The organism is Pseudomonas sp. R2-7-07 (genome assembly GCF_003852355.1).
Lineage (GTDB): Bacteria > Pseudomonadota > Gammaproteobacteria > Pseudomonadales > Pseudomonadaceae > Aquipseudomonas.
Map to the genome: position 1 here is coordinate 1,762,433 of NZ_CP027759.1, position 15,130 is coordinate 1,777,562.

The window sequence follows — 15,130 nt, forward strand, 5'->3', positions numbered from 1 at the left end:
TTAGCTGACCCACTGCCATCGGGAGCAAGCCCCCTCCCACATTGGTTTTGCAGTGTTGCTCAGGAAGCGATCAACTGGCGCAGCACATAGTGCAAGATCCCACCCGACTTGAAGTATTCCACTTCGTTAAGCGTATCGATCCGGCACAGCACCTCGATCTTCTCGCTGCGGCCATCTTCCCGGGTAATCACCAACGTCAGGTTCATCCGGGGTTCGATCTCGGCATTCGTCAGCCCGAGGATATCGATCTTCTCCTTGCCGGTGAGCTTGAGCGACTTGCGGTTCTGGTCCAGCTTGAACTGCAACGGCAGCACGCCCATGCCCACCAGGTTGGAGCGGTGGATTCGCTCGAAGCTTTCCGCGATCACCGCCTTGACGCCCAGCAGGTTGGTGCCCTTGGCCGCCCAATCGCGGCTCGAGCCGGTGCCGTACTCCTGGCCGGCGATCACCACTAACGGTGTGCCCGATGCCTGGTATTTCATCGCAGCATCGTAGATCGCCATTCTCTCGCCGGTCGGGATATATAGCGTATTGCCACCTTCTTCACCGCCGAGCATTTCATTGCGGATCCGGATATTGGCAAAGGTGCCGCGCATCATCACTTCATGGTTGCCTCGGCGTGAGCCGTAGGAGTTGAAGTCCCGTGGTTCCACGCCTTGCTCACGCAGGTAGTGGCCGGCCGGGCTGTCGGTCTTGATGTTGCCGGCAGGGGAGATGTGGTCGGTGGTCACCGAGTCGCCGAGCAGGGCCAGCACGTTGGCGCCCTTGATGTCTTCGATCACCGGCAGCGGCCCGGCGATATCGTCGAAGAACGGCGGATGCTGGATATAGGTGGAATCCTTCTGCCACACATAAGTCGCCGCCTGCGGCACCTCAATCGCTTGCCATTGTGCGTCGCCGGCAAATACCTCGGCGTATTCCTTGTGGAACATGCCCGTGCTGACCTGAGCCACCGCGTCGGCGATTTCCTGGCTGCTGGGCCAGATGTCCTTGAGGTACACCGGATTGCCCTGCTGGTCGTTACCCAGGGGCTCGCTGCTGATGTCGATACGCACCGTACCCGCCAACGCGTAAGCCACCACCAAGGGCGGCGAGGCCAGCCAGTTGGTTTTCACCAGTGGGTGCACGCGGCCTTCGAAGTTGCGGTTGCCGGACAACACCGAGGCGACGGTGAGGTCGGCTTGCTGGATGGCTTTTTCGATCGGCTCGGGCAGCGGCCCGGAATTGCCGATGCAGGTTGTGCAGCCGTAGCCCACCAGGTCGAAACCGAGCGTGTCCAGGTAGTGGGTGAGGCCGGCCGCCTTGTAATAGTCGGTAACCACTTTCGAACCCGGCGCCAGGGAGGTCTTGACCCATGGCTTGCGCGTCAGGCCTTTTTCCACGGCCTTCTTCGCCACCAGCCCGGCCGCCATCATCACGCTGGGGTTGGAGGTGTTGGTGCAGGAGGTGATGGCCGCGATGACCACGGCACCGTTTTTCAGGCGATAGGTGTTGCCTTCGTATTCGTAATCGGCTTCGCCCACCAGGTCTGCATTGCCCACGGCGACGCCGCCACCGCCTTCGCTTTCCAGACGGCCTTCTTCCTTGCTGGTGGGTTTGAATTGCAGGTCGAGGAAATCACTGAACGCCTGGCCGACATTGGGCAGGGCGACACGGTCCTGCGGGCGTTTCGGCCCGGCGAGGCTGGCTTCGACGCTGCCCATGTCCAGGGCCAGGGTGTCGGTGAAGATCGGCTCCTGGCCGGCGTTGCGCCACAGGCCCTGGGCCTTGGTGTAGGCCTCGACCAGCTTGACCGTTTCCACCGGGCGACCGGACAGGCGCAGGTAGTCCAGCGTCACCTCATCGACCGGGAAAAAGCCGCAGGTAGCGCCGTATTCAGGCGCCATGTTGGCAATGGTGGCGCGGTCGGCCAGGGGCAGATCGGCCAGGCCGTCGCCATAGAATTCGACGAACTTACCGACCACGCCTTTTTTGCGCAGCATCTGGGTCACCGTCAGCACCAGGTCGGTGGCGGTGATGCCTTCTTTCAATTTGCCGGTGAGCTTGAAGCCGATCACTTCCGGGATCAGCATCGACACCGGCTGGCCGAGCATCGCCGCTTCCGCTTCGATCCCGCCCACGCCCCAGCCGAGCACGCCGAGGCCGTTGATCATGGTGGTGTGGGAATCGGTGCCCACCAGGGTATCGGGGAAAGCGTAGGTGCGGCCGTCTTCATCTTTGGTCCACACGGTGCGGCCGAGGTATTCCAGGTTGACCTGGTGGCAGATGCCGGTGCCCGGCGGCACCACGCTGAAGTTGTCAAAGGCGCTCTGGCCCCAGCGCAGGAAGGCGTAACGTTCGCCGTTGCGCTGCATTTCGATGTCGACGTTTTGCTCAAAGGCGTCGGCGTTGCCGAATTTGTCGACCATCACCGAGTGGTCGATCACCAGGTCGACCGGCGACAGCGGGTTGATGCGCTGCGGGTCGCCCCCGGCCTTGGCCACAGCGGCGCGCATGGCGGCCAGGTCGACCACGGCGGGCACGCCGGTGAAGTCCTGCATCAGCACGCGGGCGGGGCGGTACTGGATCTCACGGTCGGACCGGCGTTCCTTGAGCCAGGCGGCGATGGCCTTGAGGTCGGTGCCGGTGACGGTCTTGGCGTCTTCCCAGCGCAGCAGGTTTTCCAGCAGCACTTTGAGCGACATCGGCAGCTTGTCCAGGTCACCCAGGCTCTTGGCGGCTTCGGGCAGGCTGAAGTAGTGGTAGGTCTTGCTGTCTATTTGCAGGGTTTTAAGGGTTCTCAGGCTATCAAGGGATGACATTACATGACTCCTTTTGATCCGCACGGCCACGGACCTGACGGGACGAACAGAGCGTTCAACTTAGCGCGATTTTCATTAGCAGGCTAATAACTGGACTCTATGCTTAAGTCCAAGGTTCCGAACTCGGCTATCATGCGCGCGTTTTCATGACAGGTATTGCGATAGAGCAATCCCGTTGCCAGGAGATTCAATTGAACACCCTTTTTATGCACTGCCGCCCGGGTTTTGAAGGCGAGGTCTGTTCCGAGATCGCGGAACATGCCGCGCGCCTGAACGTTTCCGGCTATGCCAAGGCCAAGACCGGCAGCGCTTGCGCCGAATTTGTCTGCACTGAAGAAGACGGCGCGCAACGCCTGATGCACGGCCAGCGCTTCGCCGAGCTGATCTTCCCCAGGCAATGGGCGCGCGGGGTATTCATCGACCTGCCGGAAACCGATCGCATCAGCGTGATCCTCGCCCACCTGCGTGAATTCCCGGTGTGCGGCAGCCTGTGGCTGGAGATGGTCGATACCAACGACGGTAAGGAACTGTCGAACTTCTGCAAGAAATTCGAGGTTCACCTGCGCAAAGCCTTGCTCAACGCCGGCAGGCTGGTGGACGACCCGAGCAAGCCGCGCCTGCTGCTGACGTTCAAGAGCGGCCGCGAAGTGTTCATGGGCCTGGCCGAATCGAACAATTCAGCGATGTGGCCGATGGGTATCCCGCGTTTGAAGTTCCCGCGTGAAGCCCCAAGCCGCTCGACCTTGAAGCTGGAAGAGGCGTGGCACCACTTTATTCCTCGCGAGCAGTGGGACGAGCGCCTGCATGGCGACATGACCGGTGTCGACCTCGGCGCGGCCCCCGGTGGCTGGACGTGGCAGTTGGTCAACCGGGGCATGCTGGTGACCGCCATCGACAACGGCCCCATGGCTGAAAGCCTGATGGACACCGGCCTGGTGCAGCATTTGATGGCCGATGGCTTTACCTTCGTGCCCAAGCAGCCGGTGGACTGGATGGTCTGCGATATTGTCGAGAAGCCGGCGCGCAACGCGGCATTGCTGGAAACCTGGATCGGCGAGGGGTATTGCCGCGAGGCGGTGGTCAACCTCAAGCTGCCGATGAAGCAGCGGTATGCCGAAGTGAAGCGTTTGCTGGAGCGCATCGAAGACGGCTTCAAGGCACGCGGCATTCGGGTGGAGATCGGCTGCAAGCAGCTGTACCACGACCGCGAAGAAGTCACCTGCCATCTGCGCCGGCTGGTGGACGTCAAGAAATCGAGAAAGCACTGATCTCACTGTCAGGAGTGAACTATGAGCGTTGATTTACCCGTCGATGGCACCCTCGACGCCACCGGCCTCAATTGCCCGGAGCCGGTGATGATGCTGCACCAGCACATCCGCGACCTGCCTGCGGGCGGCCTGCTCAAGGTGATCGCGACCGACCCGTCGACCCGCCGCGATATTCCCAAATTTTGCGTGTTCCTCGACCATGAACTTGTCAGTCAACAGGAAGACGCCGGCACGTACCTTTACTGGATCCGCAAGAAAGCCGATTGACCGCCGAACCCTTGTAGGAGCGAGCTTGCTCGCGAAAAACCTGAGAGCGCCGCGTTAAACCAGAAGCGCTGCGTTATCGTTAGCGTTTTTCGCGAGCAAGCTCGCTCCTACAGGGCGCGCGTGAGCGCCTTGTCGGCGTGGATGCGTCGGCGTGCACTGCGCGCCAGGCGCACCAGCAACATGCCTGCCGCGCAGCTCAGGCCGACGATCAGGCCTTGCCACAAGCCGCTTGGGCCGCTGGGTTCGCCCAACCAGTCGGTCAGCCCCAGGGCGTAACCGACCGGCAAGCCCACGCCCCAGTAGGCGAACAGGGTCAGCAGCATGGTGACCCGGGTGTCCTGATAGCCGCGCAGCGCGCCGGCAGCGGTCACCTGGATCGAGTCGGAGAACTGGAACAACGCCGAGAACACGATCAGCATCGATGCCAGATGGATGACCACCGGGTCGGGGGTGTAGATCGCCGCAATCTGCTCGCGAAATACCAGCATCAGGCTGCAGGACAGGCAGGCATAGGCCAATGCGGTGCCCATGCCAACGCCGGCGGCGAAGCGGGCTTCACGCGGTTCGCCACGGCCCAGGGCCTGGCCGACGCGCACGGTGACGGCCATGCTCAGGGAGTAGGGGATCATGAACACCAGGGAACTGACATTCAGCGCGATCTGATGGCCGGACACCACGGTAGCCCCCAGGCTGCCCAGCAGCAGGGCGATCACCGCGAAGATGCTCGACTCGGCAAAGATCGCCACGCCAATCGGCAGGCCGATCCCTAATACACGCTTGATCACCGCCCATTGTGGCCAGTCGAAGCGCTTGAACAATTCGCTGCTTTGATAGGCCGGGCCCCAGCGGGTCCACCCGGCCAGGCCGAGCATCATCACCCACATCGCAATCGCCGTGGCCCAGCCGCAGCCTACGCCGCCCATGGCCGGCAGGCCGAGATGGCCGTAGATGAAGATGTAGTTCAGCGGAATGTTCAGTGCCAACCCGCACAAGCCCATGACCATGCTCGGCCGCGTACGGCCCATGCCGTCGCTGAAGCAGCGAAACACGTAATACAGCGCAATGGCCGGCATGCCGGCGGCGATGCCATGCAGGTAGCCCATGGACGGCTCGATCAGGGCCGGCTCGACCTTCATCGCATGCAACACCGGCTCGGCGCACAGCAGCAGCAGCGCACCCGCGATGCCGACCACCACGGCCAGCCACAGTGACTGGCGCACCAATGGCCCGATTTCGTTGTACTTGCCTGCGCCGTAGCGCTGCGCGACTTTCGGCGTGGTGGCCAGCAGGGTGCCGGTCATCAACAGGTAGACCGGGATCCAGATCGAGTTACCCAGGCCAACCGCCGCCAGATCCTGGGGGCTGACACGTCCGGCCATCACCGCATCGACAAAGCTCATCGCGGTGGTTGCCAGTTGGCCGATGATGATCGGCAGCGCCAGCGTCAGCAGGTCGCGCACTTCCCGGCTGATACGGGCGGGGCGGGTGAGGGTAGCGGTGGCAGTGTTCACGTACAGGTGTCCAATAAAAAGGCAGTCGCAAGGACGGCGGATTCTACGCTTTGACGCAACGGTCAGGAAAAAACCTGTGTTGCTGATTTGTAATGCGGTCTCGCAGGCACCTTGTAACCCCTGTGGGAGGGGGCTTGCTCCCGATAGCGGTGGTTCATCACAGATGCATCAACTGACCCACCGCCATCGGGAGCAAGCCCCCTCCCACATGGGATCCTCACAAGGCTGTACACTGCTGATCCGCCAAAGGAGCCTGCCATGCTGATTGTTGCCGACGAAAATATTCCGCTGCTCGATGCATTCTTCCAGGGGTTTGGCGAGATTCGCCGCGTGCCCGGCCGTTCCATTGACCGCGCCACGGTCGAGCAGGCCGATGTGCTGCTGGTACGTTCGGTGACCAACGTCAACCGGACCTTGCTCGAGGGCACGAAGGTGGGGTTTGTCGGCACCTGCACCATCGGCACCGATCATCTGGACCTCGATTACTTCAGGCAGGCCGGTATCCAGTGGTCCAGCGCACCCGGCTGTAATGCCCGGGGCGTGGTGGATTATGTGCTGGGCAGCTTGCAGACCCTGGCTGAAATCGAAGGCGCCGACCTCAGCCGGCGCACCTACGGCATCGTTGGCGCCGGCGAGGTCGGCGGGCGGCTGGTCCAGGTGCTCAAGGGCCTGGGCTGGAACGTGCTGGTGTGTGATCCGCCACGGCAGATCGCCGAAGACGGCGATTACGTGAGCCTGCAGCAGATCATCGAGCAGTGCGATGTCATCAGCCTGCACACGCCGCTGACCAAGTCCGGCAATGGTTCCACCTGGCATCTGTTCGATCGCCAGCGCCTTGCGCAGCTCAAGCCCGGCACCTGGCTGATCAACGCCAGCCGGGGCGCGGTGGTGGACAACGCCGCGCTGCGCGATGTGTTGCTGGAGCGCGAAGACCTGCAAGCCGTGCTGGACGTGTGGGAAGGCGAGCCGCAAGTGGATGCCGACCTGGCTGACCTGTGCGTGCTGGCTACGCCGCATATCGCCGGCTACAGCCTCGACGGCAAGCAGCGCGGCACGGCGCAGATCTACCAGGCGTTCTGTGCGCACCTGGGCCAGGAACCGAGCATTCATTTGCGCGACCTGCTGCCGCAACCGTGGCTGGCCGAGGTGCACTTGAACGCGTCGACCGACCCGGCCTGGGCGCTGGCGACCTTGTGCCGCAGTGTGTACGACCCACGCCGGGACGATGCGGATTTGCGTCGCAGCCTGGTAGGAACGGTAGAAGAGCAGCGCAAGGCATTCGACCTGTTGCGCAAGCATTACCCGGAGCGTCGTGAGATTGACGGCTTGAAGGTGCGCATCAACGGTGAGTCGGCCGTGTTGTCGAACATCGTGACCGCACTGGGCGCGGTCTGCGTTTAAACACCCAATAAAAAACCCGGCCACCTGGGCCGGGTTTGCAAGAGCGTCGGCGCTTCAGCCTTGCTGTGCAGGCTTGACCAGGCGCTGTTCCAGTTCGCTGCAGGCTTGCTGGATCATTTCTTCGGTAATCTGCACTTCGCGGCCCTTGGCATCGATGTACGAGCAAGGCAGCTCCTGCGGTTGGCGGATCACTTCGATTTTGGCATCGCTGCTGTTTTGCAAGGTCATGGCCTGTCTCCTCATCAGGTTGTGTACCTACTTTAATTCCCCCGCGTGACCGAGCTATTACAACTCCATACACGACCATCGGTTCGAACACCCAGTCCACCAGAAACCGGCACATATTTCCAGATCAGTCTTAGACCGATAGCCTCTAGCGGCTTCCATCGGCGGGCATAATTAACCTGACTCATTGCTATTTGCCCAAGTTCCCCCAATGTTGATCAATAGTCTCCTCATTGGTGAAGCCCTAAATGTTCTCAGTCCGACAACGCCGCGCGATTCGCCTGGCCAGCCGCTTCATTGCGCCCTACCGCTGGCAGGCGCTGGGTGCCCTGCTGGCGCTGATCGTTACCGCTGGCATCACCTTGTCCATGGGGCAGGGTATCCGCCTGCTGGTCGACCAGGGTTTCATGACCCAGTCACCGCACCTGCTCAACCAGTCCATCGCGCTGTTCATGGTGCTGGTAGTGGGCCTGGCGGTGGGCACGTTCACGCGCTTTTACCTGGTGTCGTGGATCGGCGAGCGGGTGGTGGCGGATATTCGCCGGCAGGTGTTCAACCACCTGATCTATCTGCATCCGGGCTTTTACGAGAACAACCGCAGCTCGGAAATCCAGTCACGCCTGACCACCGACACCACGCTGCTGCAATCGGTGATCGGCTCATCGCTGTCGCTGTTCCTGCGCAATGCCCTGATGGTCATCGGCGGTATCGTGTTGTTGTTCATCACCAACCCCAAGCTCACCAGCATTGTCGTGGTGGCGTTGCCACTGGTGCTGGCGCCGATCCTGATCTTTGGCCGGCGTGTGCGCAGCCTGTCGCGGCAGAGCCAGGACCGCATCGCCGATGTCGGCAGCTATGTGTCCGAGACCCTGGGCCAGATCAAGACCGTGCAGGCCTATAACCATCAGGCCCAGGACGAGCAGCGTTTCGCCCTGACCGTTGAAGAGGCGTTCACCACCGCCCGCAAACGCATCCTGCAACGTTCCTGGCTGATTACCCTGGTGATCATGCTGGTGCTCGGTGCCGTGGGCGTGATGTTGTGGGTCGGCGGGATGGACGTGATCAGCGGGCGCATTTCCGGCGGTGAGCTGGCGGCGTTCGTGTTTTACAGCCTGATCGTCGGCAGCGCTGTCGGCACCTTGAGTGAAGTGCTTGGCGAGCTGCAGCGGGCCGCCGGTGCGGCGGAGCGGATTGGCGAACTGTTGCAGTCGAGCAACGACATCCAGGCGCCGGCCAGCGGTGGCGTACGGCTGCCGGAACGGGTCAGCGGGCGCATGGAGCTGCAAGATCTGCGCTTTTCCTACCCGTCACGGCCAGACAGCTACGCCATCGACGGCCTGAACCTGAGCGTCAACCCTGGCGAAACCCTCGCCTTGGTGGGGCCTTCCGGCGCAGGCAAATCGACGCTCTTCGACTTGCTGCTGCGCTTCTACGACCCCCAGCAGGGCCGCATCCTGCTCGAAGGGCAGCCGCTGACCGCACTCGACCCGCTGGACCTGCGCCGCCACTTCGCGCTGGTATCCCAAAGCCCGGCGCTGTTTTTTGGCAGCATCGAAGACAACATCCGCTACGGTAACCCGACGGCCACCCGCGAGCAGGTCGAAGCCGCAGCCCGCATCGCCCATGCCCATGACTTCATCCTGCAAATGCCCGATGGCTACCAGACCCACCTCGGCGACGGTGGCCTGGGCCTCTCCGGGGGGCAGCGGCAACGCCTGGCCATCGCCCGCGCGTTGCTGGTAGACGCACCCATCCTGCTGCTGGACGAAGCCACCAGCGCCCTCGATGCCCAGAGCGAACACCTGATCCAACAAGCCCTGCCGCAATTGATGCAGGGCCGCACCACCCTGGTGATTGCGCACCGCCTGGCCACGGTGAAAAACGCCGACCGGATCGCGGTGATGGACCAGGGCAAGCTGGTAGCCGTGGGCACGCATCAGCAGTTGATTGCGAGCAATCCGCTGTATGCGCGGTTGGCGGCGTTGCAGTTCAGTGAGGGTATGGAAGTGCAATGAAGCTGCGGTATGGCTACGCCTTAGGGCATCATGTGGTTTTTCGATAATGATCTGGATGAGGATATGAGCCGTTATCAACCTCCGTTGACGCTGACGACAAAGATGCTGGCCCTGGTGGCCGATATCAGTGAGCAAATCGGCCAGCTCTCAGTCGGTGACGATAGCCGCCAGACGCCTCAGTTGAGGCGCGATAACAGGATTCGCACCATTCAGGCTTCGCTCGCCATCGAGAACAATACGCTCAGCATCGAGCAGGTCACCGCTGTCCTGGAGGGGAAGCGGGTATTGGGGCTGCCACGGGAAATCCAGGAAGTGCGCAACGCGTTTGCAGCCTATGAGGCGATGCCGCAATGGACGCCGAGCGATCGTGCCGATCTGCTGAAAGCCCACGAACTGCTGATGTTCGGACTGATAGACGATGCCGGACGGCTTCGCCAATCAGGCGTCGGCATTTATCGTGGCGAACAACTGGTGCATATGGCGCCGCCTGCGAGCCGCGTGGCGCACCTCATTGATGACTTGCTGCAATGGCAGTCAGTTTCAGATTGGCACCCTTTGATCGCCAGTTGCGTATTCCATTATGAGTTCGAGTTCATCCACCCATTTGCAGACGGTAATGGCCGCATGGGGCGGCTCTGGCAAACGTTGATACTCAGCCAGTGGCGCCCGGTGCTGGCTTACCTGCCAGTGGAAGCAGTCATCCGGGATCAGCAGGATGCCTACTATGCGGCGCTTTCGGCGGCGGATCAGCAGGCAGAAGCGACACCTTTTGTAGAGTTCATGTTGCAAGCCCTGAATCTGGCGTTGGCCGAGGCGGTGTAACAACTTCATAAAAAATGCCCGCATAGCGCGGGCATTTTCTTGTCGCTTCAAACTTAGCGCTTGAAGCTCCCTCCCTTACTGATCATCAAAATACCGCTCATGCCAATCCACCAACGGCTGCGGTGAGTTGAGCTTCTGCCCGTAGATCACCGAATAAGACAGCACGTTCTGCACATACTGACGGGTCTCGTCGAACGGGATGCTTTCCACCCACACGTCGAAACTCAGGTGATCCGCACCGCGTAGCCATTGACGCACGCGGCCGGGGCCGGCGTTGTAGGCGGCGGAGGCGAGCACGCGATTGCCGTTGAATTGGCTGTGCACCTGGCTCAGGTAGGCGGCGCCGAGCTGGATGTTTTTGTCCGGGTCCAGTACCTGGGCCGGGGAGGCCAGGGGAATGCTGAACTTGCGCGCGGTTTCCTTGGCCGTACCGGGCATCAGCTGCATCAAGCCGCTGGCGCCGACGCCGGAGCGGGCGTCGTCCATGAAGGCGCTTTCCTGGCGGGTAATCGCGAACACCCAGCTTGAATGCAGGCCGCGCACCTTGGCTTCGCGCACCAGGGTGTCGCGGTGGGCCATCGGGAAGCGGATGTCCAGGTCGTCCCAATACTGCGCCTGGCTGATCGTGCGGATCGCCGGGAAGTACCACTTCATGTCGTAGGCCAGCTTCGCCTGCGCGACCATCTCGTCACGGTTGAAGTGACGGCTGACGTGGTACCACTCGCGGCGGCCATCGACGATCTGGCCACGGGCGTAGAACTCCAGGGCCCGGCGCACGCCTGGGGTATTGCGCACTTTATTGACCAGCGCCTGGCTCATCACCAGCGGCTTGTTGTTCAACTGGTAAGGGGTCTTGGAACGGTCCGCGGCGAGGAAACCGTAGAAGTCGCGTTCCTTGGCCACGTTTTTATACAGCACCAACGCCTGCGGGTTTTTCGGTTCGGCCAATTCCAGGCTGCGTGCCTGCCAGTAGCGCCAGCGGTTGGTGGTGGCCAGATCCTGCGGCAGCTTGCGGGTCAACTGGTACGCATCTTCCCAGCGCGCCAGGCGCAACAGCAGGCGCAGGCGCCATTCGGAGACAGTGTTGTCGCGCAGCTCCGGGTCGTACTTGGTCATCACATCCAATGCGCGAGGATCGTACCGGCGTGCCAGGGTCAGGCCGATTTCCCGGGCAATCGAGACTTTTTCGTCACGGGAGAAGTGCATGCTGCTGGCGTAGCCGTCCAGCAGGGCCATGGCCTTGTCCGGGTCCTGGCGTGCGAGGCGACGCAGGCCCAGGCCTACGGCGTCAGACATGGCCTCGGTGGCCGGCAGAAAGCGCGACGGGTCGCTGAGCATATCGGGCTTTTGCGCCACGTCGATCATCAGGCGGCCTTGTGCGCCGAGCGTTGGCAGGGTTTTCACCAGGCTGTTGGCCAGCGCGTAGTTGCGCGCTTCGGCGGCGAGCTTGCCGCGGTCCCAGATTTTTTGTTCGGTCAACTGTCCGTCTGCTGCCCACTGGCCAAAGGTCGCATCACAGGCCGCCGGTTGGGTTTTACCGGTCATCCACAACTTTTCGGTGGTCTTGTAGCCTTCGGCCTTGAGGTTGTGGGTCAGTTGGAACTGGCCATGCAGGCAGTCCAGCTCGACGAAATTGAGCTTGGCATCGTAGTACTTTTCAAAGGTCTGCCAGTCACCCCGTTCGGCCAGCCAGCGTAACCAGCGCAGCTTCATCCAGTTGGCCTGGGGCAGGTCGCCATTTTTGGCGAGGAACTGTTCGATTTCCTGGTTGCTCGCGGTTTTAAGACGCGCGGTCAGTTCGTCATAGGCCAGGTACGGCGTCAGCGGGTAGTCGGCCAGGGCCTGGCTGTATTGCATGTACGGGCCGCTGTCACCCTTGGCCAGGGCGCGTTTGGCTTCATCGTAATATTGACGTTGGGTGGTGAGGTCCACGGCCTGGGCAGATTGAACGGCGGTGGCGGAGAGAAGCAGGCAGGATAAAAAGTTGAAAAGGCGACTGCGCATGAGACGTCCGTGCAGAGAAATCACGACTAGCACCGGCACCGCCGACACTGATTGCCCCTAGCTTAGCCTTTTGCCAGCGGCCGGCGAAAGCTTTGCCGGCCGGTTGGTTCAAGTTCGCGGCAAATGTCCTGCAGAACGTGTCGGCAGCGAAAATGCTGGCCGCATCCCACCCTCAACTCAGGTAGAATGCGCGCCCAGTTTTTGGAGAAGTGTATGACCCTGCTCAAATTCAGCGATGTGTCCCTTGCTTTCGGCGCTATGCCGTTGTTGGACAAGGTGTCCTGGCAGATCGCCCGTGGTGAGCGGGTGTGCATCATCGGCCGCAACGGCACCGGCAAGTCCAGCATGATGAAGCTGGTAAAAGGCGACCAGAAGCCCGATGAAGGCTCTGTCTGGCGTGCCCCAGGCCTCAAGATCGGCGAATTGCCGCAGGAATTGCCGGTAGCCGACGAGCGGACAGTGTTCGACGTGGTTGCCGAAGGCCTGGACGGCGTCGGCGAATTGCTTGCGCAATACCATCACCTGGCGCAGAACTGCGTCACCGAAGCCGACCTGGACAAGCTGATGCACGTCCAGCAAGACCTCGAAGCCCGTGACGGCTGGCGCCTGCAGCAACTGGTGGACAGCACCCTGAGCCGCCTGCAATTGCCCGCCGACAAGACCCTCGCCCAATTGTCCGGTGGCTGGCGTCGTCGCGTGCTGCTGGCCCAGGCGTTGGTGTCCGAGCCGGATCTGCTGCTGCTCGACGAACCGACCAACCACCTGGACATCGGCGCTATCGCCTGGCTCGAAGAAGCCCTCAAGGATTTCCAGGGCGCCGTGCTGTTCATCACGCACGACCGGTCCTTCCTGCAGAACCTGGCTACGCGCATCCTGGAACTGGACCGCGGTGGCCTGATCGACTGGAACGGCGACTACGCCAGCTTCCTGGTGCACAAGGAAGCTGCACTCTCGGCTGAAGAGACCGCCAACGCCCTGTTCGACAAGAAACTGGCCCAGGAAGAAGTCTGGATCCGCCAGGGTATCAAGGCGCGCCGCACCCGTAACGAAGGCCGCGTGCGCGCGTTGAAAGCGCTGCGGGTTGAGCGCAGCGAACGTCGTGAACGCACCGGCAAGGCCAATATCCAGCTCGATACCGCCGACAAGTCGGGCAAGCAGGTGATGGTGCTGGAGAACGTCAGCTTCCATCATCCGGACGGCCCGTTCCTGATCAAGGACTTCTCCATGGTCCTGGCGCGCGGTGACCGTATCGGCCTGCTGGGCGCCAACGGTACCGGCAAGACCACCTTGCTCAAGCTGATGCTCGGCGGTCTGCAGCCGACCAACGGCACGGTGGAAGAGGGCACGCGCATCGACGTGGCCTACTTCGATCAGCTGCGCCACCAGTTGGACCTGGAAAAAACCGTGATCGACAACGTTGCCGAAGGCCGCGACTTTATCGACATCGACGGCCAGAGCCGCCACGTGCTCAGCTATCTGGGCGACTTCCTGTTCAGCCCGCAACGTGCACGTACACCGGTGAAAGCCCTGTCCGGTGGCGAGCGTGCGCGCCTGCTGCTGGCCAAGCTGTTCAGCAAACCGGCGAACCTGCTGGTGCTCGACGAACCGACCAACGACCTCGACGTGGAAACCCTCGAACTGCTGGAAGAGGTCTTGCTGACCTTCAACGGCACCGTACTGATGGTCAGCCACGACCGGGCATTCCTCGACAACGTGGTCACCAGTACCCTGGTCTTCGAAGGCGAAGGCAAGGTGCGCGAGTACGTCGGTGGTTATCAGGACTGGCTGCGTCAGGGCGGCTCGCCGCGCCTGCTGGGCGTAACCGAGAGCAAGTCCGGCAAGGCCGACTTGACCTCCGCAGTCGTCGCGCCCGTGACCGCTGCTGCTCCGGCACCGGAAGCTGCACCCTCTGCGAAGAAAAAACTCAGCTACAAGCTGCAGCGCGAGCTGGAAGCGTTGCCGGGCGATATCGACGCCAAGGAACAACAGATCGCCGCGGTGGAAGCACAAATGGCTGACGCGGGTTTCTACCAGCGTCCGGCGGCAGAGACTGCCGAGGTTATTGCTTCCCTGGAGAAACTGAATCAGGAGCTGGAAGTGCTGGTTGAGCGTTGGGCCGAACTGGATGGCTGAGTGACCGTCGCACAATCAAAAAGCCCGGCGCTCTTATGAGCGCCGGGCTTTTTTATATGAAATGCGATCAACATGTGGGAGGGGGCTTGCTCCCGATAGCGGTGTATCAGTCACCAGATGTATCAACTGACAGACTGCTATCGGGAGCAAGCCCCCTCCCACATTGGGTTCCAGCGTACTTAAGTATTTTTTACCAGCTTCACCGCCAATACATCGCACGGTGCACCGTGCAGTACATCATTGGCAGTAGAACCCAGCAACAACGCCAAACCGTGACGACCATGGCTACCCACCACGATCAAGTCGCAAGCCTTTTCCTTTGCCAAGTGGTGGATTTCCTGGCGCGGTTGGCCGTATGTCAGGTGGCAGTCTTCCTTTTTCAGGTGCGGGTATTTGAGAATCAAACGATCCAGGCGCTCCTTGGCCTGGTCAAATTGTTGTTGCTGCAACTGGGAAAGGTCCATCGGCACGTCACCGCCAAAGGCCATGGCCATGGGCTCGACGATATGCACCAACGACAGTATGGCGCCATTGGCCAATGCAGATTCCTGCGCGCGCTTGATCACTGGATCGCACTCTTCGGTCAGGTCGACGGCGACCAGAATATGTGTGTAGGGCATGGGGCGTTCCTCCAGGGGACTGCAATAAGTTCAGTATGGCTGCTTTCAAGCGGATGCGGTTGC

At 61.6% G+C, this 15,130-nt stretch carries 10 protein-coding genes and 1 pseudogene; 6 read left to right on the forward strand and 5 right to left on the reverse strand.

Annotation, left to right across the window (positions count from 1 at the left end; all coding sequences use genetic code 11):
* Positions 1-59: 59 nt before the first annotated feature.
* Positions 60-2,801: an aconitate hydratase AcnA gene (acnA, locus tag C4J86_RS08060; protein ID WP_124370024.1), complete on the reverse strand. Its 2,742-nt coding sequence runs from the start codon at positions 2,799-2,801 to the stop codon at positions 60-62.
* 191 nt (positions 2,802-2,992) lie between these two features.
* Between acnA and rlmM the strand changes: the two genes are divergently transcribed.
* Both rlmM and tusA read left to right on the forward strand, forming a co-directional pair.
* Positions 2,993-4,069 (forward strand): 23S rRNA (cytidine(2498)-2'-O)-methyltransferase RlmM, encoded by a 1,077-nt coding sequence (gene rlmM / locus C4J86_RS08065; RefSeq protein WP_124366258.1) that lies wholly within the window; start codon positions 2,993-2,995, stop codon positions 4,067-4,069.
* A gap of 21 nt (positions 4,070-4,090) precedes the next feature.
* The gene (tusA, locus tag C4J86_RS08070) at positions 4,091-4,336 is read left to right on the forward strand and encodes a sulfurtransferase TusA (protein ID WP_124370025.1); all 246 of its coding nucleotides are present in this window, start codon (positions 4,091-4,093) and stop codon (positions 4,334-4,336) included.
* A 107-nt stretch (positions 4,337-4,443) separates the two neighbouring features.
* Here the strand turns inward: tusA and C4J86_RS08075 are convergent, their stop codons facing one another.
* A complete protein-coding gene (locus C4J86_RS08075; protein ID WP_124370026.1) occupies positions 4,444-5,847 on the reverse strand; it encodes an MATE family efflux transporter in 1,404 nt (467 codons plus the stop codon).
* Between the two features lie 258 nt (positions 5,848-6,105).
* Here C4J86_RS08075 and pdxB point away from each other — a divergent pair, with 258 nt between their 5' ends.
* Positions 6,106-7,248: a 4-phosphoerythronate dehydrogenase PdxB gene (gene pdxB, locus C4J86_RS08080; RefSeq protein ID WP_124370027.1), complete on the forward strand. Its 1,143-nt coding sequence runs from the start codon at positions 6,106-6,108 to the stop codon at positions 7,246-7,248.
* A gap of 54 nt (positions 7,249-7,302) precedes the next feature.
* Here pdxB and C4J86_RS26825 read toward each other — a convergent pair whose 3' ends face one another.
* Positions 7,303-7,476, reverse strand: a complete 174-nt coding sequence (locus tag C4J86_RS26825; RefSeq protein WP_164485237.1) for a PA1571 family protein — start codon at positions 7,474-7,476, stop codon at positions 7,303-7,305.
* A gap of 245 nt (positions 7,477-7,721) precedes the next feature.
* Here C4J86_RS26825 and C4J86_RS08085 point away from each other — a divergent pair, with 245 nt between their 5' ends.
* Together C4J86_RS08085 and C4J86_RS08090 are read left to right on the forward strand one after the other, a co-directional pair.
* Positions 7,722-9,488 (forward strand): ABC transporter transmembrane domain-containing protein, encoded by a 1,767-nt coding sequence (locus C4J86_RS08085; protein WP_124370028.1) that lies wholly within the window; start codon positions 7,722-7,724, stop codon positions 9,486-9,488.
* 63 nt (positions 9,489-9,551) lie between these two features.
* Positions 9,552-10,307, forward strand: a pseudogene (locus tag C4J86_RS08090) (Fic family protein); the annotation flags it as partial.
* Positions 10,308-10,385: 78 nt separating this feature from the next.
* On the opposite strand, the gene C4J86_RS08095 reads toward C4J86_RS08090, so the two are convergent.
* Positions 10,386-12,314 (reverse strand): transglycosylase SLT domain-containing protein, encoded by a 1,929-nt coding sequence (locus tag C4J86_RS08095; RefSeq protein ID WP_124370030.1) that lies wholly within the window; start codon positions 12,312-12,314, stop codon positions 10,386-10,388.
* Positions 12,315-12,527: 213 nt separating this feature from the next.
* On the opposite strand from C4J86_RS08095, the gene C4J86_RS08100 reads away from it, so the two are divergent.
* Positions 12,528-14,447, forward strand: coding sequence for an ATP-binding cassette domain-containing protein (locus C4J86_RS08100; protein ID WP_124366265.1), 1,920 nt, complete (start codon positions 12,528-12,530; stop codon positions 14,445-14,447).
* A gap of 179 nt (positions 14,448-14,626) precedes the next feature.
* On the opposite strand, the gene C4J86_RS08105 is transcribed toward C4J86_RS08100, so the two are convergent.
* Entirely contained in the window at positions 14,627-15,067 is a 441-nt protein-coding gene (locus tag C4J86_RS08105) for a universal stress protein (RefSeq protein WP_104502144.1), read from the reverse strand.
* Positions 15,068-15,130 lie beyond the last annotated feature (63 nt).